Source organism: Hyphomicrobium sp. ghe19 (assembly GCF_902712875.1).
GTDB lineage: Bacteria > Pseudomonadota > Alphaproteobacteria > Rhizobiales > Hyphomicrobiaceae > Hyphomicrobium_B.
On the sequence record NZ_LR743509.1, the window covers coordinates 1476552 to 1494424 of the forward strand.

The window sequence follows — 17873 nt, forward strand, 5'->3', positions numbered from 1 at the left end:
ACGGTCTGAGCCTTGCGACGTTTTCGTTTGGTGAAGGTGCAAAAAAGCCGCTTCCGAATCCGGGGTCGGCTGTGCCAGAACCAAGGCCCATGCAGCGGTATATCTTCATCACCGGCGGCGTGGTCTCCTCCCTCGGCAAAGGCCTCGCGTCCGCAGCCCTTGGCGCGCTTCTCCAAGCGCGCGGCTATTCAGTACGGCTCAAGAAACTTGATCCCTACCTGAATGTCGATCCCGGGACCATGAGCCCCTATCAACACGGCGAAGTGTTCGTCACCGACGACGGTGCGGAGACGGACCTCGACCTTGGTCATTACGAGCGCTTCACTGGCGTTCCGGCGAAACAGTCGGACAACGTCACGACGGGGCGCATCTATCAGGACATTCTCGCCAAGGAACGACGAGGCGATTATCTCGGCGGAACCGTGCAGGTCATTCCGCACGTGACCGACGCGATCAAGAACTTCGTCCTGTCGGGCAACGAGGATGTCGACTTCGTGCTGGTCGAGATCGGCGGCACGGTCGGCGACATCGAAGGCCTGCCGTTCTTCGAAGCCATCCGGCAGCTCGGCAACGAGCTTCCGCGCGGGGCATCCGTATTCATCCATCTGACGTTGATGCCGTACATTCCGTCGGCGGGTGAACTCAAGACCAAGCCGACTCAGCACTCCGTCAAAGAGCTGCGCTCCATCGGTATTCAACCCGACATTCTGCTGTGCCGGTCGGATCGCGAAATTCCGGTCGGAGAGCGCAAGAAGATCGCGCTGTTCTGCAACGTGCGCCCCGAGGCCGTTATCCAGGCGCTCGACGTTGCGTCGATCTACGATGTGCCGCTCGCCTATCACCGCGAGGGGCTCGATCGCGAAGTGCTCGCCGCGTTCGGGATCACCGGCGCGCCGAAGCCCGATCTCATTCGCTGGGAAACGATCTCGCGCGGTATCGCGCAGCCCGAAGGCGAGGTGACGATCGCGATCGTCGGCAAATATACCGGACTCAAGGACGCCTATAAGTCGTTGAACGAAGCCCTGGTTCACGGCGGTCTTGCCAATCGCGTCAAGGTCAAGCTCGAATGGATCGAGAGCGAGATCTTCGAACGCGAGGACCCCGCGCCCTATCTCGAAGGCCTCAACGGCATTCTTGTGCCGGGCGGATTCGGCGAGCGTGGATCGGAAGGCAAAATTCTCGCTGCGAAGTTCGCGCGCGAGCGTCGTGTTCCCTATTTCGGCATTTGCTTCGGCATGCAGATGGCGTGTCTCGAAGCGGCGCGAAATCTGGCGGGCATCAAGGATGCAAGCTCGACCGAATTCGGCGAAGCGAGCGAGCCCGTCGTCGCGATGATGACGGAGTGGATGCGCGGCAACGAACTCGAGCAGCGCCGTCAGGACGGTCAGCTCGGCGGTACGATGCGGCTGGGGGCCTACGATGCGTCTCTCGCCGAAGGCAGCCACATCGCCAAGATCTATAACTCGACGCATATCTCGGAGCGTCATCGTCATCGGTACGAGGTCAACATGCGCTATCGCGCCGATCTCGAACGCGCTGGGCTCCGGTTCGCGGGCGTATCGCCGGACGGACTTCTGCCCGAGACGATCGAGTATCCCGCCCATCCGTGGTTCATCGGCGTGCAGTATCACCCCGAGCTGAAGTCACGGCCGTTCGATCCGCATCCCCTCTTCGCGAGTTTCATCGCGGCCGCAGTGGAGCAGTCGCGGCTCGTTTAGTTACCGGTCGAGCCGAGGCGCGCGCCGCCTCGGCTGGTTTCGTCAGCGGTTTCGCTGAATACCTCGAACGCAGCTGCCAGCGCGCGCGCTCCATTCAGCTGGGCTTCCGATTGCATTTTGGTATCGGTCGCCGCGATGAGCTGAGCCACCGTATTGTTCGTGATTGCAATCTGGTTGCGCTCGTAGCCCCGCCGCTGGAAAAAATTCGATGTCGGGATTTTCTTTCTCATCTCTTCCGACATCGTGACCATGTCGAAGCCTGAGCCGTCTCCTGTCAGGTTCATCATCTCGAGTTCGGCGGCCTTTAGCGGCTTCGCAAAGCCTAGGCGCTTGGCGTAGTTGACGGACGTCAGCAGCTTTTCGACCTGCAATAGCGGGCTGATGTCGATATCCAGAATGATCGCATGAACTCCGAGGCCTTTGGGCGTTTCGGCGAGCTTGGCATGCTCGCTCCATTGGTTGGGCACGGTATGGCTGAACGCGATCATCTTTTTCAGCGTCGCAATTTTTTTCTGCAGCACAACGCGGCGTTCGCCGTCCGCCGCTTCAGCTTTTTCATGCAGGGCGGCAACAAATTTATCGCCGACTTCTGCAAGGAGTGAGATGCTGTTGGTTGCCAGCAGCTGGTTATAGCCGAGCGCTGTCGAGATCGCGCGTTCGTGCGGCAGGCCGTACTCCAGGCCTGCTTGAATGTCATATCCGCCGTTCCCGGTCGATTCGAACGCGTAGATCTTCACGCACTGCTCGGGCGTCAGGCCTGCGGCTAACGCGAGCTGCGCATATGCATGCCTGTATTGATCATCGCCCGCGGGACGCTCCGGGACAAAGCCGAAGTGCTCTTCGGCGTTCTTCAGGAAGTCCGCGACAACCGGCATATACTCTTCGCCGATGCGGCGCTGTTCCGGATCTTCAGGTTTCGGCGGGCCTGAATAGACGGGTGGTTGCGCGAGAACGTAATCGTCGAGCGTAGTTCGTTCTTTGTTGCGCCGCTTGGCGGCACGCTCGGCGCGTTTTTCCCCTATCGCCGCCCAGTAAGGACCCGCGACCACTTCATAGGCCGCGCGCGCCTTCGTGTATTCGGCGAGTTTCTCGCGATACTCGCTGATCTTTTGAGTCAGATCGGCCGTCTGTGCCTGGGCGATGCTGCCTTGGGGCAGCGCGATCATTGTGACCGCCGATAACGCGCAAATGGTTGCGCGCAAATTGCGAGCTAGAACTGTCATCGGACGTTTCATCGGAGATTTCCCCCTTTGCTTTTCCTTGTGGTGTGCCCTCGTGCCGCTGCAATCGCGTGTCCCTCATAGTTAAGCGGGACCGGCTCTTTTCTTGTGTTCAAAGTGATCAATCTCTGGGGGTTCTTATGTTCAGTCGAGATTCACGAGCAGAGACGCGTGCGGACGCTGCAAAACCGGGCGCAATATCAACACCGCCACCGCGGTTCTCCGGGCCAATCGGTGTCGTGTCCAATGCCGCGGCTCCGAGCTATCAGCCCGCATCACCCGACAGGCCGACATCCATTCTCGGGCCCGATATTTCAATATACGGCGAGCAGCTTATCCTGAAAACCAAAGGTTCGCTGCTGATACAAGGTCACATCGAAGGCGACGTGCACGGAGAAACGGTTACCGTCGATGACGGCGCGCACGTAAAAGGTGTCATCACTGCACGCACTATCGCCATACAGGGCGGCGTAAAGGGCGAGCTCAAGGGTTCGAACGTCATTCTGCACGAACATTCCGTCGTCGAGGCGGACATCATTCAGGAGCGGCTTACCGTCGCTGACGGCGCTCACTTCGAAGGTAGCGTCAAGAAGGCGAAGGACGCGAGCGAAGTCACGCCCGACTTATCGTAAACGGCAATCGCCGCTGAAAACAAAAATCCCGGCGTCACGCGCCGGGATTCTGATGGCCTGCAAACGTGGATACGCGTTGCGGTCCTTATGGCGTGGTCGTCGCCGGTGCGGACGTTGTCGTCGTGGTCTCGGTCCTTACGTCGAGCCGGAGGACGCCGGTGTAAAGCAATCCGCCGAACACGATTGCGAAGACGATTGCCGTTGCGAGCGCGTTCAGCACGCGGTTCGAAAACGAGATGAGATTGCCGATCAGGTCCAGCACGAACACGATCGCTGCGCCGATCAGAACGGGCTCAATCCAAGGGTAGGTTTCAAGTATTTGCATCTGGGTGGTCTCCACGAGCTTTTGTTATGCCGCCTATGCGCGCGCGCCCCGAGTCGCGGCTTGCAAATTTGGCTTAGCACGTGAAAAGCCGAGTAAAGCGACAAGCCACCGTGGAGCAGGGGCGCCGGTTTCCGACTGAAGCTTTGGAGGCACAGTCGTCCGTACCCGGACGCATACATGCGGACAGTGCCACTCAAGAATTGCGAGCAATCGAGCATTTCCAATTGAAATGATATAACAATTCGTCGTTTCGATCACGAAAAGTTTGAACCGCGTTAGCGAAAAGAGATTGGTAATTGAGGGGTTGTTTCGGTAACTAAGCATTCAACAGGAGCAACCTGTAGAAATCCGAGGAGGACGCATATGAAAGTCTGGATGAAGCCTGCAGTTCGCGAGCAAGAAGTTGGTCTCGAAGTCACCAGCTATCTGCCGGCTGAGATCGACCTCATCTAAAGAATTCGAACCTTCGGGTTTCTGAACGGCGGCCATGGGCCGCCGTTTTTGTTTGGGTACAGCGGACCTAGGGGGTCGCGGCCAGAGCCCGGCGACGCTATAAATCGCGCCATGACCCAGCATGAAATCCTTAAGCCTGCCGCCCACGTCCGTGCTCGTGACGTGCTTTTCGCCAACGATGCGCCAATCGCGATCTTGGCGGGGCCCTGTCAGATGGAAAGCCGCGCCCACGCCCTCGAGATGGCGGCGGCCTTAACCGAAATAGCCCAGAAACTGGGTTTCGGGCTCGTCTACAAATCGTCATTCGATAAGGCCAACCGCACGTCGTTGACCGGCCGTCGCGGCATGGGGCTCGAGGCGGCTCTGCCCGTTTTTGCTGAAATTCGCGAAAAATATGGGGTTCCGGTCGTAACCGACGTTCACGAGGCCGGGCAGTGCGCTGCGGTGGCCGAAGTCGTCGATGTGCTCCAGATCCCGGCTTTTCTTTGCCGCCAGACCGATCTTCTGATTGCGGCGGCCAAGACGGGCCGGGTGGTCAAGATCAAGAAGGGGCAGTTCCTCGCGCCCTGGGACATGAAGAACGTGGTCGCCAAGGTGACGGGCTCCGGCAATCCAAACGTGCTCGTCACGGAGCGGGGTTCGAGCTTTGGATACAACACGCTCGTCGTCGACATGCGGGGCCTGCCGCAGATGGCCGAGACCGGGGCGCCGGTTATTTTCGATGCCACCCACGCTGTGCAGCAGCCCGGCGGGCAGGGAACGTCGTCGGGTGGCGATCGCCGCTTCGTGCCGGTGCTGGCGCGCGCAGCCGTTGCTGTCGGCGTCGCGGGGCTTTTCATCGAGACGCATCAGGATCCGGACAGGGCGCCTTCGGACGGGCCGAACATGGTGGCGCTCAAGGATTTCGCCGGGCTCGTTTCGGAGCTGCAGGCGATCGACCAAGTCGTCAAACAGCGAAAGAGCGCGAGCCAGGCCTGACTCGCGCTCATATCGATCGACATATTTCTCAGATCGAAGCTTCCGGGTTTAAGTCGACATAATGCAGGCCGGGAGCTTCGGCATTTCCGACTTGGCAAGCGTAAAGCGTAGATTCGACTGTAGGCTTCGTGAATTCATTTCAGTCCGTGCGCACGGACGGCAGTGCGTGATCGTGGATCGCTCGACTTTTCTTCACTTCACTTCACTTCACTTCGCTTCGCACTCGCCAAGGCGCAATTCCGCTACCCGCATGGACGGTACCGTGCTTCGCCGAGTGTATTTTTTGAGATTTCGACTTCTTCTAGCTGACGCGCCAGAACTTCGCCGCCAGCGTTGCGACATGGGCGCGGCTCGTCAGAGCACCGAATTGAGCTTCCGTACCAACTCGAATGCCGGCGACGCAGGCATTGGGCTGGCAGAAGGCGGGGTGCGTTCTGCCAACGTTGATGGCTGCAATCGCCATCGACGTCATAAGCAGGCTCATTGTCGAAATGCAGGAGGCATAGGCAAGGGCACGCGAAACAAGTTCGTAGTGCATGGTCAACCTCACAAACGCGAGACCAGAGATGACGACACTTCCACTTGCAGTGTGGCTTCGGACCGGGGAGAGGCCGGCGGCGAAACCCGATGCGTTGAGAGTATGTCAACCTTGGTTAAGGACGCGTTAAGGCTAACGACGCGTAAAGATTATTTTTGTCGGTCCTGAGTTTTTCGCGCGCCGTGCGCCGGCCGGCCTCAGCTCTTCATCTCGGCACGTATCGCTCTCGCGAGGGCGCCTGCCCGCTCATCGATCAGCTGAGGGATCTCGCAGGCGATAGGAATGTTCGCCTGCTTCTCCTGGAAGGTGCGCACCTCCCACTTGTATTTTTCTTCCTTGCTTGAAAGCTGGGAGATCTCGCCCGCCGGAGCGTCCGTTGCGCCGAAATCGCCCGCGGGGGGGAGATCGATGCCTTCCTTCTCGATTTCCTTGGCGCGCTCGAGCTGGCGCTTATGGAAGCGCTCAATGCCCGACATGACGACCTTGCGATCCTCGTTGGTCCGCGTGAGCACGGCGGAGAAGAGCTCCGTCAGCTTGGCGTCGCGGGTATCGGCGGATAGGCCGGCCGCGAACTTCTTCACGGCAGCTTCGGCCTCGGGCTCCTTCACGCGGCGAGAGACGAGGTATTGCGAGAGCTTTCTGATGGTCTCGTCCTTGCGCCATGACGATGTATCGGTGATCGCAGGGCCATCCCAAATTGTTGCGGCGGTCAACACCGGGACCTTGCGGTAAACGCAGGGCCATTCGGCTTTCGGCGCCTCGTCCGCGAATGCTGGAGCAGCCACCAGGGTGAAAGGCGCAAGTGCAAGGGCTGTGGCGATCTGCAAGCCGGCGCGACGAAGAACATGTCCGATCATTTTCATTTCCAACCTCAAGCTGAGCCGCCAGGGCCGCCGCGCCGAGCGATCAACCCCTTGGACGGATTGTAGGCAAAAACCGCTGCCGCAAGGAAGACGATCGTGCAACCCAGGACAACGGCGAGCGAAACCGTATCGACTTGTCCATAAAGCCCAAAGCGGATCATTTCCACCGCATAGGTGAACGGGTTGAGACGGCAGATTTCGAAAAGCGGGGGGCTGGCCTCGCGAATGCGCCAGAGCGGGTACAACGCGGACGAGGCGAAGAACATCGGGAAGATGACGAAGTTCATCACACCCGCGAAGTTTTCGAGCTGCTTGATGACAGACGACATGAAGAGCGCGAGCGAGCCAAGCATAAGGCCGGCGAGGATGATCGCGGGAATGACCGTGATGTAGCCTGCAAAGGGCTGGATGAACGCGGGAATGGAAAAGAGCGAGGTGACGATCGGGTCCGCCATCTTGGGGATGACGTCGCCCGCCCAACTCGGCGGATCGTAGAACGTGAAGAGCTTCACTTCGGCGATCGGCGGCGGCTGAATGCCCCAGAACCAAGCAACGAGCATGAAGGCGTAAGCTTGCAGCAACGCAACCGAGACGCCTCCGAGAAGTTTCGACAGCAACAGGAACGACCGCGGGAAGGGGCTGACGAGAAGCGTACGCATCGTGCCTGTTTCGCGGTCATAAACCATCGAAAGCGACGATTGCATCGCATTGAAAAGCAGGATCATCGCGATCAGGCCGGGTGCGATGTATTCTTCGTAGAGGACGTAGGTCTCGTACGGCGGAATGATCGAGACACCGAGCGTCTGCCGGAAGCCTGCTGCAAAAATGAAGAGCCAGATCAGCGGGCGCACGAGTGCGGAGAGAAACCGCTCGCGTTGATGAAGGTAGCGAAGGATTTCGCGCCGGACGATGCCGTTGAAGCAGGCCCAGTAGCCCGCAATGCCGAGGCGCCGGCGGGCGTCGGCGTCGCTTTCGTGGTAAGCGAGGCCGAGGTTTTCCGATCTGGTCGTGACCGCTTGCGATGCCATCAGGCGGCCTCCTCGATCGTGCTCTTCGTCCCGGTGACGCTGCGGAAGGCTTCGCGCACGCTCGACGTGCCTGTGAGCTTCAAGAGCTGGGGAACGGGTCCATTGTAGAGAACGACGCCCTTGTGAAGTATGACGACCTGGTCGGTGGGTAAGACCTCGTCCATCAGATGGGTTGCCCAGAGGACACCGAGACGTTCGCGCGCAACGAGATCGCGCACAATTTTCATGACAGTTTCGCGCGAGCCGAGATCAAGTCCGACAGTTGCTTCGTCGAGCAGCAGCAGATCGGGATGGTGCATCATCGAGCGAGCAATCTCGACGCGGCGGAGCTGCCCGCCGGAGAGCGCGCGAACTTTCTCGGAGGCGCGATCGGCGAGGCCGACAAGTGCGAGCGCCTGATGCGCGCGCTCGGTTGCCGTCCGTCCCGCAAAGCCATGAAGCGCTGCGTGGTATTTGAGGTTCTGCATCAGGGTCAGGTCGATATCGAGCGTCCGGCTTTGGAAGACGACACCGAGGCGCTGCAATGCCTGCGACGGCCGTCTGCGGACGTCGAAACCACGAATGGTTATCTCGCCGCTGATATTGTCGTAGAGGCGCGTGATCAGCGAAAAGAGGGTCGACTTCCCCGCGCCGTTAAGACCGAGGAGCACGACGAATGCACCTTGATCGACTGTCAACGAGACGCGGTCGAGGACCTTCCTGTCGCCGAAACTATGGCTGACGCCGTTGACGACGAGGGCCGGCGTTCTTTCAGCTTCAGTCTCGGCTGTCGATGCCATCGTCGTCATTGCCTTTCGTTTGCGCCTGGCGGTCACGCCCGTCGTTCGAACTTCGTAACGATCAATCCGGCGAGACCACGACGCCCCAGGGATAGCGCCCGACCTTTATCGATTTGATCGCCTTCTGACTGGCAACGTCGATTACGGTCACATCGTTCGATGCGCCATTGGTCGTCAGCAAAAGTTTATCATCTGGCGTGAAGTACATCTGCCAGACGCGCTGGCCAACAAGAATGTACTTCAGGACTTTGAAGGTCGATGTATCGACGACCGCCACGCGGTTTGCCGGCCCGAGGGCGATGAACGCGAACTTGCCGTCCTTAGTAATGCGGATACCGACGGGCTGGATCGCTTCCTTTTCCACGCCGGGGATTTCAAAATTGATCTTGGTGATGAGCTTGCGGTCAGCCGGGTTGATGACCGCCACGGTGCCGCCGACCTCGGAGGAAACCCAGAGCTGCGTCTGTGCCGTGTTGAACATCGCGACGCGGGGACGGCTGTCGACCAGAACGTTGTCGAACGTCTTGTGGTTCTCGGTGTCGATGAAGTGGGCCATGTTCGTCGTTTCGGACGTGTTGACGAGCACCTTGCCATCCGGGCTCATGCCCATCCCTTCGGGTTCGACGCCGACGGGAATTTCGGTCACGACCTTGGACGTTTCGATGTCGACGACCGTTACGAGGTTGTCGTCTTCGTTGGCGATGTAGAGCCTTTTGCCGTCCGGGTGGAGCGTCAGCAGCTCGGGATCCGGGCCGGATGGAAGCGATTTGACGAATTCGAGCGTCTTGGCATCGTAGACTTTGACGTCGTTGTCATCGCTCGTGCAGACGATGACCCACTTGCCGTCTTTGGACATCACGATGCCGCGGGGCCGCTGACCGATCTTCACGGTCTTGATGACTTCGAGCTTATCGGTGTCGATGACGGAGAGGCTGTTGTCCTTCTCGTTCGTTATGTAGGCCGTATAGGCGTTGGCGGCTGTTGCGCCGAACGACGTCATCGCGGCGGCCGCGACAAACACAGGCAATGCTTGAGCAAATCGGGACATTCTCGTCTCCAGATGGAAGCGTCTAAACGGTGTGAAGGTTTGCCGGGCTGGCGGCGCGGATCGGATCATTGCGTATAGGCCTTGCACTTTGTCTCCGGTTTATCGATGCCCAGCGTGTCGAGCACGCTGAACTGATGAAGGAAGCCCTGCTGCGGCGAGACGCTGACGAGGTGCTTCGGCGTCGAAACGAGTAGCGGTTCGCGGAATTGGCCGTTCCAGGCGCGGAAGCTCGTGGCGACGCCCTTGAAGGCGGCGACGTCGAAGTTCGGCGAATGCATGAAATCGCGGAGCGTTTTGAAGTCGCTCGTCTGCTTTCTCGATGCGGCTTCTCCGACCGCGCGCGTCGCGACCCATGCGTCGTAATCGATCGGGCGCATGATGCGGCCTGTGAGTTTCTTGAAGCGATTCTGGAACTGGGTTCCGCCCCACAACTCGAGTGCCGGGTGCCAACTCGACGGTACGAGACCTGCCGAGCCGGCGATGGGGCGAGGAACCCATGTGCGATAGGGGAAATAGTCGGCAAACACTTCGTCCTCGTCGGCGACCAAGACGACGTCGTGATCCTTGGCTCCCTGCATGAACTGCGGGATCTGCTGCTGGATTTGTTCGTATCCGCCATCGGCGCGGCGGTTGCCGGTATCGATCTTGAACTGGCGTTCCTCGACGATCTTGGCGCCGAATTTCTTCGCGGACCGGCGATAGGCGTCGGCGAGAAGCTGATCTTTAGGGCTCGGTCCGACGACGAGCAGCCAGTTTGGCCAGCGTTTCCATACGAGATATTGAGTGAGCGCGTCGGCCAGCATCGTGCGGGTCGGCGCCGTGTGCATCACGTTGGGCCGGCAGTCTTCCTCACGCAGACGGTCGTCGGGGTTGCCGACGTTGAAAATCTGAGCGGGTTTGCCCGCCAACGCATCGGACAACTTCAGCAAGGAATCGGGTTCGACGTCGGCGATAATGAAGCTGTCACCGCCTGAGAGCTTCTCGGTGGCGCCCTTGATCAACTCGTCGATGTCGCCCTCGAGGACGTCCATCGTGAATGTCTGATTGAGGAAGCGGCCGGTCGTGTTGTTATCCGCGACGCCAAGCTTGGCGCCGGCGATGCCGTCATCGGGATTCGGCTGGTCGAGCAGAGAGAGCGGAAGCTCTTTCTGGCGGTTCTCTTTAACGTAAAGAATTTTAATATTTACGCCCTGAGGTTGCGTCGTCGGGATCGGGATAGGCGCCGGCTTAGGCGCCTCTTGCGCGCTGGGGTTCTCGGCGCGGGCGGGGAGCGCAAAGGCTGCTGTAAGCGCGAGGGCCACGCAGGCCGCCTTCCAGGTCCTTTGGCGCGGGGATGCTGTGGTGGCGCCGGTATATGGGAATGCCAATGTTCCAACTCCGATCGGCGTTTAGCCCGCGCCCCGTCAGCGCGGGGCGCAAGTGTTACTATGTTGCTAAAAAGGGGTGGCCGCCCCAGTTGTCAAGCTGGCGGCTCCCGCCTCGCGCGTTTGTGACCGGGCGTGCGTGGCAAAGCGGGCCGGAACCTCTTGCAATCATTGGGGGGAAACGGGCACCTAAGGTTATGCGCTTCGGCCGGGCGCAAAATCCACCTTGAAGTCTGAGTTCGCTCAATAACTTGGAAATGACAGTCCATGCGCATGCTTAAGTGGATCTTATGCCTTTCCGTACCGGTTCTTATCGCCGTTCCTGCCTACGCCAATACGACGGCCAATACGACGAAAGCAGCTGTCTTTCCCTTCGATTTCCATGATGCCCAGCAGGATGGCGAGATCGTTCCCCAGTACAACCCAGAGGATCTGCGGCGGCTCAAGCTCGTGGCTGAGGAACTGAAAGCGTTAATGACGAAGGATGGGAAGTATTCGATCATCGACCTGGCCCCCCAAGCCAAGGCCATCGACACCGCGTCGCCGTTTCATCAGTGCAACGGCTGCGAAGTTCCGATTGCCAAAGACGCGGGCGCAGACATCGCCGTGACGGGTTACGTCGACAAGGTTTCGGATGCATTGCTCAGCTTGCAGATTATCGCGCGCGACGCGAATACCGGCGCGCTGACCAAAACGATGTCGGCTGCGATCAACGGCAACACCGACGAACTCTGGCTGCACGGGCTTCGCTATCTCTGGAGAAACAGGTTCAACGTCGAGGCTCAGCCGAAATGACGAAGCTCACTCGCCGCAGTGTTCTCACAACAGGCTCGGCATTCGCCGCCGCGACGCTGCTGCCGCGGCTCGCCGCCGCTTCCGCTGCGGTGCGAGTGCGGCTGACGTCGGTGAAGTTCGGCTCGGTGAGCTGGCTGATCGATACGATTCGGTGGGAAGGGATCGACAAGAAGCACGATCTCAATTTGCAGGTCGTCGAGGTTTCGAACAATCAGGCGGCGCCAGTCGCGCTCCTCTCGCACGCCGCGGACGTCATCGTCAGCGATTGGACGTGGGCGCTCAGGCAGCGGGCGAAGGGAGGTGATCTCAAATTCGCACCTTATTCGTCGGCTCTCGGCAGCGTCATGGTCCGCGAAGACGGTCCGATCAAATCGCTCGCCGATCTCGAGGGAAAAAAGATAGGCGTCGCCGGCACAGGCATCGACAAGAGCTGGATCTTGCTGCGCGCTTACTCGCGCAAGACGCTCGGCAAAGACATTGCCAGCATTGCCGAGCCTGTCTTCGGGGCGGCTCCGCTGGTAACGGAAGAATTCAGGAACGGCCGCCTCGATGCGGTCTTGAACTTCTGGACTTACGCAGCGCGGCTTCAGGCAGAAGGCGCACACCAGCTGCTGACGATGGCCGACGTCGTCAAAGGTCTGGACGTCACGCCGACGCCGCCGCTCGTCGGTTTCATCTGGTCGGAGAAGCAGGTTCGCGACAACAGCGTTCCGGTCGATAAGCTGCTTGCCGCCGTAGCGGATGCCAACCATGTGTTGGCTTCGTCCGATGATGCCTGGCAGCGGCTTCGGCCATTGATCAAGCCCGCATCGGACGCGGAACTCATCGCGATCCGGGATTACTATCGGTCGGGCATTACGGGATCGTGGGGAGTAGCGGAAACGGCGGCAGCAAAGAAGCTGACGGATCTTCTCATTGAACTCGGCGATACGGAACTCGTTGGCGATGGCACCCATTTCGACCAGAATCTTTTCCACACCTAAGCCGATCGCCGCGCCTTTGGGCTTTACGGCTGCGCTGGAGCGGCTCGCTTGGATGGCGGGCTCGCTGTTCGCGCTGGCCGTGCTTTGGCAACTCATCGCGGTCTACGTTCAGAACAAATACCTGCCGACGCCGATCGCGGTTTTCGACGTTCTCTGGCGCGAGAGCGCGAGTGGGGATCTCTGGATCAATACGTCGGCCACGCTTGCCCGCGTCGCCGTGGCCTTCGTCGTTTCGATGTTCATTGGGACCGCGATCGGGCTGGCGCTGGGCCGCTTCAAGACGGCGGACAAGTTCTTCGACGCGTGGCTGATCCTTTTCCTCAATCTGCCGGCTCTCGTGACGATCACGCTTTGCTATATCTGGTTCGGCCTGACTGATATCGCCGCGATCACCGCCGTTGCGCTCAATAAAATTCCGAACGTCGCCGTGAACATGCGGGAAGGTGCGCGTAGCCTTTCCAAAGATCTCGACGAGATGGCCAAGATCTACAAATTCGGCTGGTGGAAGACGCTGCGCCACGTGACGCTGCCGCAACTTGCGCCGTTCTTCGCGGCGTCGGCGCGTTCCGGTCTTTCGCTCGTCTGGAAGATCGTGCTCGTCGTCGAAGCGTTCGGACGGTCGAGCGGTGTCGGTTACCGTTTGAGCATCGCTTTCCAGGAATTCGATGTCAGCACGATCCTGGCTTATGCGCTGGCTTTCATCCTGATCGTGCAGGCCATTGAATTTCTGCTGTTGCAACCATTGCAGGCACGGGTGAGCGCATGGCGTCGTTGAACGTGGCAAACCGCGAAATCGGCGTCACCGGCGCGGCGCCGATCAGCGTTTCGATCCACCGCAAGGTCTTTCCGCCAGTCGGCGATCGCGCTGCGCAGCTGGTGTTGAAAGACATTTCATTCGAGGTCGCGGCCCGCTCGTTCCTGGTCATCACCGGGCCCTCGGGATGCGGGAAGTCGACGTTGCTCAACATCATGGCGGGTCTCGACAGGGATTACGACGGCAGCGTCGATCTCGGGCCTGCGCGGGACCGCTTGGCGTTCATCTTTCAAACACCTCGGCTCTTGCCTTGGCGCACGGTTTACGAAAACATTTCCCTGGCACTCCCTGACGGCGATCCGAGGCAATCGCGGATCGCAGCCATGCTCGAGCGCGTGGGGCTCGGACAGGCCATGAATGCCTATCCGGAGCGGCTATCGCTCGGGATGCAGCGCCGGGCGGCGCTGGCTCGCGGTTTCATCCTGGAACCGGAAATCCTGCTGATGGACGAGCCGTTTGTATCGCTCGACGAGCAGACCGCTCAGAGCCTCCGGGATCTGTTGCTGGAACTTTGGCATAGCCATCCGACGACCGTGATCTTCGTTACCCACGACCGGACCGAGGCAATTCAGCTCGGAACGCGCATCTTGCGCTTGGCGCCCGGAAAGGCGAGTGTCGTTCAGGATGTGACCATTGATCTGACCGAGGCGCAGCGCCATGACCGTGCTGCCGTGCTTGCGGAGCAGAACCGCATCTTCGCCGCCTAGAATGGCCGATGGCGGACCAATCTCGGAATGACGGAATGATTGAAGGTTTGAGACGAGGCAGACCCGCCTTTCTCGCCAGTGTGACGAACGCGGACGAGGCGGAGATCGCGCTGGCTGGCGGCGCGGACATCATCGATTGCAAGGACCCGGCGTCGGGCGCGCTCGGCGCGCTGCCCGCTTCGACCGTTCGCGAGATCGTCAGTCGCATCGGCGGCCGGCTTCCGGTCAGCGCGACGGTCGGCGACCTGCCGTCCGATCCTCAAGTTATGAGCGCGGCGGCGATTGCGATGGCTGAGACGGGCGTCGACGTCGTGAAGATCGGCTTCTTCGGAGACGAGGATCCGCGCGAGGCGATCTCGGCGGCTGGCGCCGCGTGTTCGTCCCGGGCGCAGCTCGTTGCCGTGCTGATGGCGGATCGCGCTCCAGACCTCGACGTTCTGCCGGTGCTTCGGCGTGCCGGGTTCTCGGGCGTGATGCTCGATACCGCCGACAAGGCGGCCGGCAGTTTGACATCGATTCTTTCCGTTCGCCAGTTGACGCAATTCCTCCGCGCGGCGCGCGCTAACGATTTGTTCGCCGGACTCGCGGGATCTCTCAGGGAAAGCGATATCGCCGGGCTCACAGGGCTCGAACCCGATATGCTGGGGTTCCGCGGCGCGCTGTGTCCCTCGGGGCGCAAAGGCGCCGTCGAAGCGGGGCGGGTCGTTCAGGTGCGGCGCGCTATCGATCAGGCTCGGCTCGCAAAGGTATCATCGGAGACGTCAGCGGCATGAAAGATAAGAAGCCTGCAAAGGCCGACGAGACTGGTTCAGTGGCACTCAAGAAGGCATCTGCAGACGTGCGCGAGCTTGGCGATTCCATCTTCGTTCGCGATTACGTCGTCGACTGCAACGTCGGCGTCTATGCGGAAGAGCAGGGCGTGACGCAGAAGGTTCGCTTCACGGTCGAAGCGCGTTTGGACAAGGACGTCTTCAGCGTCGAAGACGAGATGGCGGAAGTTCCGTCGTATGCCGACATCATCGACATGATCGTCGCCCTCGCGCGCGGCGGCCACATCAATCTCGTCGAAACATTTGCCGAGCGCATTGCGGCTCAGGTGCTCGCGGACAGACGTGTCGTTGCGGTTCGCGTCGTTCTCGAGAAACTCGAACGGGGGCCGTTGAGAGGCGTCGAGATCATTCGGCCGGCGACGAGAGCCGCCGCGCGCGAGTTCGGGCGTGGCTGAGGGCCGCAAAAACGGTATTAGCCCGCTCGTCATCAAAGTCGGCGGAAGCCTTGCGGAGACGGGGCGTCTCGGCGAGACCCTGGCGACGCTCAGCGGGGCGCAGATACCGATCGTCATCGTGCCCGGGGGCGGCCCGTTCGCGGATGCCGTGCGCAGTTTGCAACGTGAGATCGACTTCACGGACGCTGTCGCTCATCGACTTGCGATGCTTGCCATGGAGCAGATGGCGGAATGGATCGTATCTCAGCGCCCGGGTTTGAAAGTCGCGCACTCGGTCGACGAAATCTCGGACTGCATCATGGATGGACAGATTCCGGTCTGGGCGCCACTTCGCATGATCGGCGACGACGAGGCGATCTCAGCCGACTGGTCCGCCACTTCGGATAGTCTCGCAGTGCGTCTCGCCGAACTTCTGGACGCGCCGCTCATTCTGCTGAAGTCCGTCGACGTTGCGGAAGATCTTTCCGCTGAGGAACTTGCGCTGAAGGGTGTGGTCGATGCGCTTTTTCCCGATATCGTTGCGCGGGCTGGGGTTTCGTGGTCCATTTTCGGGCCGGCGGATGATGCGGCTTTGGCCGCAATCCTGGCTGGCGAAGGAGCCGACTGATGCCGCGTATCGTCGAAACGATCGTGACGACCTTCAACGCCGAAGGTGAAGCACATATCGCTCCTCTCGGCCTGATCGACGACGGGACGTATTGGATCATTGCGCCGTTCCGGCCGTCGACCACGCTCGACAATCTCCGCAGCAATCCTGTCGCGGCAGCGAGCCATACGGACGACGTTCGCGTTTTTGCGGGGGCCGTGACGGGACGCAAAATATGGCCGCTATTGCCGACGCGAACCATCAAAGGCGACAGGCTCGCTGATTGCGTCTCGCATTGGGAACTGAAGGTCGAGAAGATCGTCGAGGATGAACAGCGGCCGCGGTTTCTTTGCTCCATCGTGGACGAGGAAATGCATAAGGCGTGGCAGGGATTCAATCGTGCGCAAGCGGCGGTCATCGAACTCGCCGTGCTGACGACGCGGCTCAACATGTTGCCGCCGGAGAAGATCGAAGGCGAATTGAAGTATCTCGAAATCGCAATTTCGAAGACCGCCGGCCCGCGCGAAGAAGAGGCATGGGAATGGCTGATGGAAAAGGTTTCGGCGTGGCGTCAGGCACGGTTCGACAAGTCGACGTCATGAAGCCCGACGGCGACGTCAAAGGCGCGTTCATCAAGGCTTGTGGCGATGCGATCGAGAACGGATCGTTCGCCAAGCTCACGCTCGGAAAATTTCGGGGAAAAGGCGAAGCAAGCAAAGCGATTGCGACGATCGTGACGCTGAAGGATGTGCCGCATCTGAAGCTCGTCACGAGCTTTCCGCGCAAAGACGAAACAAAGACCTATAAAATCGACGAGGGCTTGCGAACGATCGGTTCGTCGATCGGCGAAACCTATATGAGCGCCACGCTCTTCTCGACGGCGCGGGACGTTCGCCTCGACTACAGCCGCAAGGGTGTCCCGCATTTGGCGAGCGGAAAAGCGACGCTGAAAGCGGCAGAGCCCGCGTCGCACGATCGCAAGAAGGCATATCTCGTTCCGCCCGACAGGCCGTATCTCAAGGCTTTGCAGGTCGCGGACAGCGAGGGCCGTATCAAGCCGTCGATGCAGGGCAAGTATCGTCAGATTTGCCGGTTCATCGAGATTGCGGACGAACTGATCAAGGAAAGCGATCTCAAAAAAGATGCGCCGCTCAAGGTCGTCGATATCGGTTCCGGCAAAGGATATCTGACTTTCGCGTTCTACGATTATCTGACGACGCAACTCGGCTACGGTTGCGAGATGGCGGGTATTGAGATGCGCGCTGAACTCGTCGCGTTCTGTAATGATCTTGCCCGAGAGCTCGGTTTCGGCGGATTGACGTTCGTTGCTGAAGAAGCGTCGCGGATCTCGCGCGCCGGCATCGATATCATCATCGCGCTGCATGCTTGCGATACTGCGACGGATGACGCAATGGCGCTTGGGGTTCGCGGGAACGCCGCGCTCATTCTCTCCGCGCCTTGCTGCCAGCATGAAATAGCGCCGCAAATCAAAGACACGGGCGAAGGGTTGCTCGGGCTCATAAAATATCCGCTTCTGAAGCAACGTCAGGCGGATCTCGTGACGGATGCAGCGCGAGCGCTGCTGCTTGAATCGTCTGGTTATAAAGTCAAGTTGATCGAATTCGTTTCGACTGAACATACGTCAAAGAATATTCTGATTGCGGCCGTCAGATCTTCTCACGTGGATCGGGTATCGGCGCGCGAACAGTATCAGGCGTTGAAGAATACTACCGGTTTTTCGACGCAACATCTCGAGTCACAACTCAAGGATGTCGAGTAGTTTCCCGCTGCGATTTTATTGCACGCCTCATTTGTTG

At 59.8% G+C, this 17873-nt stretch carries 21 protein-coding genes; 13 read left to right on the forward strand and 8 right to left on the reverse strand.

Annotated features, from left to right (window positions below; all coding sequences use genetic code 11):
• Positions 1-89 precede the first annotated feature (89 nt).
• Positions 90-1718, forward strand: coding sequence for a CTP synthase (locus tag AACL53_RS06905; RefSeq protein WP_339083756.1), 1629 nt, complete (start codon positions 90-92; stop codon positions 1716-1718).
• On the opposite strand, the gene AACL53_RS06910 is transcribed toward AACL53_RS06905, so the two are convergent.
• Entirely contained in the window at positions 1715-2941 is a 1227-nt protein-coding gene (locus AACL53_RS06910) for a hypothetical protein (RefSeq protein ID WP_339083757.1), read from the reverse strand. The genes AACL53_RS06905 and AACL53_RS06910 overlap by 4 nt on opposite strands.
• A gap of 137 nt (positions 2942-3078) precedes the next feature.
• Here AACL53_RS06910 and AACL53_RS06915 point away from each other — a divergent pair, with 137 nt between their 5' ends.
• Positions 3079-3570: a polymer-forming cytoskeletal protein gene (locus tag AACL53_RS06915; protein WP_339083758.1), complete on the forward strand. Its 492-nt coding sequence runs from the start codon at positions 3079-3081 to the stop codon at positions 3568-3570.
• Positions 3571-3655: 85 nt separating this feature from the next.
• Here AACL53_RS06915 and AACL53_RS06920 read toward each other — a convergent pair whose 3' ends face one another.
• Entirely contained in the window at positions 3656-3895 is a 240-nt protein-coding gene (locus AACL53_RS06920; RefSeq protein ID WP_339083759.1) for a hypothetical protein, read from the reverse strand.
• Between the two features lie 363 nt (positions 3896-4258).
• On the opposite strand from AACL53_RS06920, the gene pqqA reads away from it, so the two are divergent.
• Positions 4259-4348, forward strand: coding sequence for a pyrroloquinoline quinone precursor peptide PqqA (gene pqqA, locus AACL53_RS06925; RefSeq protein ID WP_045836478.1), 90 nt, complete (start codon positions 4259-4261; stop codon positions 4346-4348).
• A 111-nt stretch (positions 4349-4459) separates the two neighbouring features.
• A complete protein-coding gene (gene kdsA, locus AACL53_RS06930; RefSeq protein WP_339083760.1) occupies positions 4460-5326 on the forward strand; it encodes a 3-deoxy-8-phosphooctulonate synthase in 867 nt (288 codons plus the stop codon).
• Between the two features lie 301 nt (positions 5327-5627).
• On the opposite strand, the gene AACL53_RS06935 is transcribed toward kdsA, so the two are convergent.
• The 6 genes from AACL53_RS06935 to AACL53_RS06960 form a co-directional block, all read right to left on the reverse strand.
• Positions 5628-5864 (reverse strand): hypothetical protein, encoded by a 237-nt coding sequence (locus AACL53_RS06935; RefSeq protein ID WP_339083761.1) that lies wholly within the window; start codon positions 5862-5864, stop codon positions 5628-5630.
• 197 nt (positions 5865-6061) lie between these two features.
• Positions 6062-6727, reverse strand: a complete 666-nt coding sequence (locus AACL53_RS06940) for a hypothetical protein (protein WP_339083762.1) — start codon at positions 6725-6727, stop codon at positions 6062-6064.
• An 8-nt stretch (positions 6728-6735) separates the two neighbouring features.
• A complete protein-coding gene (locus AACL53_RS06945; protein WP_339083763.1) occupies positions 6736-7755 on the reverse strand; it encodes an ABC transporter permease in 1020 nt (339 codons plus the stop codon).
• A complete protein-coding gene (locus AACL53_RS06950) occupies positions 7755-8534 on the reverse strand; it encodes an ABC transporter ATP-binding protein (protein WP_339086906.1) in 780 nt (259 codons plus the stop codon). The genes AACL53_RS06945 and AACL53_RS06950 overlap by 1 nt, the downstream gene beginning before the upstream one ends.
• Positions 8535-8595: 61 nt before the next feature.
• On the reverse strand, positions 8596-9534 hold the full coding sequence (locus AACL53_RS06955) for a PQQ-dependent catabolism-associated beta-propeller protein (protein ID WP_339086907.1): 939 nt from the start codon (positions 9532-9534) through the stop codon (positions 8596-8598).
• Positions 9535-9647: 113 nt separating this feature from the next.
• The gene (locus tag AACL53_RS06960) at positions 9648-10883 is read right to left on the reverse strand and encodes an ABC transporter substrate-binding protein (RefSeq protein ID WP_339083764.1); all 1236 of its coding nucleotides are present in this window, start codon (positions 10881-10883) and stop codon (positions 9648-9650) included.
• Between the two features lie 330 nt (positions 10884-11213).
• Here AACL53_RS06960 and AACL53_RS06965 point away from each other — a divergent pair, with 330 nt between their 5' ends.
• The 9 genes from AACL53_RS06965 to AACL53_RS07005 are packed head-to-tail and all read left to right on the forward strand — an operon-like array spanning position 11214 to position 17836.
• Positions 11214-11741 (forward strand): DUF3280 domain-containing protein, encoded by a 528-nt coding sequence (locus tag AACL53_RS06965; RefSeq protein ID WP_339083765.1) that lies wholly within the window; start codon positions 11214-11216, stop codon positions 11739-11741.
• The gene (locus AACL53_RS06970; RefSeq protein WP_339083766.1) at positions 11738-12724 is read left to right on the forward strand and encodes an ABC transporter substrate-binding protein; all 987 of its coding nucleotides are present in this window, start codon (positions 11738-11740) and stop codon (positions 12722-12724) included. The genes AACL53_RS06965 and AACL53_RS06970 overlap by 4 nt, the downstream gene beginning before the upstream one ends.
• Positions 12687-13499 (forward strand): ABC transporter permease, encoded by an 813-nt coding sequence (locus AACL53_RS06975; protein ID WP_339083767.1) that lies wholly within the window; start codon positions 12687-12689, stop codon positions 13497-13499. Before AACL53_RS06970 ends, AACL53_RS06975 begins: the two co-directional genes overlap by 38 nt.
• Positions 13487-14245 carry an ABC transporter ATP-binding protein gene (locus AACL53_RS06980; RefSeq protein WP_339083768.1) on the forward strand — a complete coding sequence of 253 codons (759 nt, stop codon included), beginning with the start codon at positions 13487-13489 and terminating at the stop codon, positions 14243-14245. The genes AACL53_RS06975 and AACL53_RS06980 overlap by 13 nt, the downstream gene beginning before the upstream one ends.
• Positions 14246-14280: 35 nt before the next feature.
• Entirely contained in the window at positions 14281-15018 is a 738-nt protein-coding gene (locus tag AACL53_RS06985; protein WP_339083769.1) for a (5-formylfuran-3-yl)methyl phosphate synthase, read from the forward strand.
• Entirely contained in the window at positions 15015-15470 is a 456-nt protein-coding gene (locus AACL53_RS06990; RefSeq protein WP_339083770.1) for a dihydroneopterin aldolase, read from the forward strand. Before AACL53_RS06985 ends, AACL53_RS06990 begins: the two co-directional genes overlap by 4 nt.
• Complete coding sequence (locus AACL53_RS06995) at positions 15463-16077, forward strand: uridylate kinase (RefSeq protein WP_339083771.1); 615 nt, start codon at positions 15463-15465, stop codon at positions 16075-16077. The genes AACL53_RS06990 and AACL53_RS06995 overlap by 8 nt, the downstream gene beginning before the upstream one ends.
• Positions 16077-16658 carry a DUF447 domain-containing protein gene (locus AACL53_RS07000; protein ID WP_339083772.1) on the forward strand — a complete coding sequence of 194 codons (582 nt, stop codon included), beginning with the start codon at positions 16077-16079 and terminating at the stop codon, positions 16656-16658. Before AACL53_RS06995 ends, AACL53_RS07000 begins: the two co-directional genes overlap by 1 nt.
• Positions 16598-17836: an SAM-dependent methyltransferase gene (locus AACL53_RS07005; RefSeq protein ID WP_339083773.1), complete on the forward strand. Its 1239-nt coding sequence runs from the start codon at positions 16598-16600 to the stop codon at positions 17834-17836. Before AACL53_RS07000 ends, AACL53_RS07005 begins: the two co-directional genes overlap by 61 nt.
• The last annotated feature ends 37 nt before the right edge of the window (positions 17837-17873 follow it).

Coding starts and splice junctions, on each gene's coding strand:
- AACL53_RS06905 (WP_339083756.1), top strand. CDS start 90: ATGCAGCGGTATATCTTCATCACCGGCGGCGTGGTCTCCTCCCTCGGC.
- AACL53_RS06910 (WP_339083757.1), bottom strand. CDS start 2,941: ATGACAGTTCTAGCTCGCAATTTGCGCGCAACCATTTGCGCGTTATCG.
- AACL53_RS06915 (WP_339083758.1), top strand. CDS start 3,079: ATGTTCAGTCGAGATTCACGAGCAGAGACGCGTGCGGACGCTGCAAAA.
- AACL53_RS06920 (WP_339083759.1), bottom strand. CDS start 3,895: ATGCAAATACTTGAAACCTACCCTTGGATTGAGCCCGTTCTGATCGGC.
- pqqA (WP_045836478.1), top strand. CDS start 4,259: ATGAAAGTCTGGATGAAGCCTGCAGTTCGCGAGCAAGAAGTTGGTCTC.
- kdsA (WP_339083760.1), top strand. CDS start 4,460: ATGACCCAGCATGAAATCCTTAAGCCTGCCGCCCACGTCCGTGCTCGT.
- AACL53_RS06935 (WP_339083761.1), bottom strand. CDS start 5,864: ATGCACTACGAACTTGTTTCGCGTGCCCTTGCCTATGCCTCCTGCATT.
- AACL53_RS06940 (WP_339083762.1), bottom strand. CDS start 6,727: ATGAAAATGATCGGACATGTTCTTCGTCGCGCCGGCTTGCAGATCGCC.
- AACL53_RS06945 (WP_339083763.1), bottom strand. CDS start 7,755: ATGGCATCGCAAGCGGTCACGACCAGATCGGAAAACCTCGGCCTCGCT.
- AACL53_RS06950 (WP_339086906.1), bottom strand. CDS start 8,534: ATGGCATCGACAGCCGAGACTGAAGCTGAAAGAACGCCGGCCCTCGTC.
- AACL53_RS06955 (WP_339086907.1), bottom strand. CDS start 9,534: ATGACGTCGTTCGGCGCAACAGCCGCCAACGCCTATACGGCCTACATA.
- AACL53_RS06965 (WP_339083765.1), top strand. CDS start 11,214: ATGCGCATGCTTAAGTGGATCTTATGCCTTTCCGTACCGGTTCTTATC.
- AACL53_RS06970 (WP_339083766.1), top strand. CDS start 11,738: ATGACGAAGCTCACTCGCCGCAGTGTTCTCACAACAGGCTCGGCATTC.
- AACL53_RS06975 (WP_339083767.1), top strand. CDS start 12,687: ATGGCACCCATTTCGACCAGAATCTTTTCCACACCTAAGCCGATCGCC.
- AACL53_RS06980 (WP_339083768.1), top strand. CDS start 13,487: ATGGCGTCGTTGAACGTGGCAAACCGCGAAATCGGCGTCACCGGCGCG.
- AACL53_RS06985 (WP_339083769.1), top strand. CDS start 14,281: ATGATTGAAGGTTTGAGACGAGGCAGACCCGCCTTTCTCGCCAGTGTG.
- AACL53_RS06990 (WP_339083770.1), top strand. CDS start 15,015: ATGAAAGATAAGAAGCCTGCAAAGGCCGACGAGACTGGTTCAGTGGCA.
- AACL53_RS07000 (WP_339083772.1), top strand. CDS start 16,077: ATGCCGCGTATCGTCGAAACGATCGTGACGACCTTCAACGCCGAAGGT.
- AACL53_RS07005 (WP_339083773.1), top strand. CDS start 16,598: ATGGCTGATGGAAAAGGTTTCGGCGTGGCGTCAGGCACGGTTCGACAA.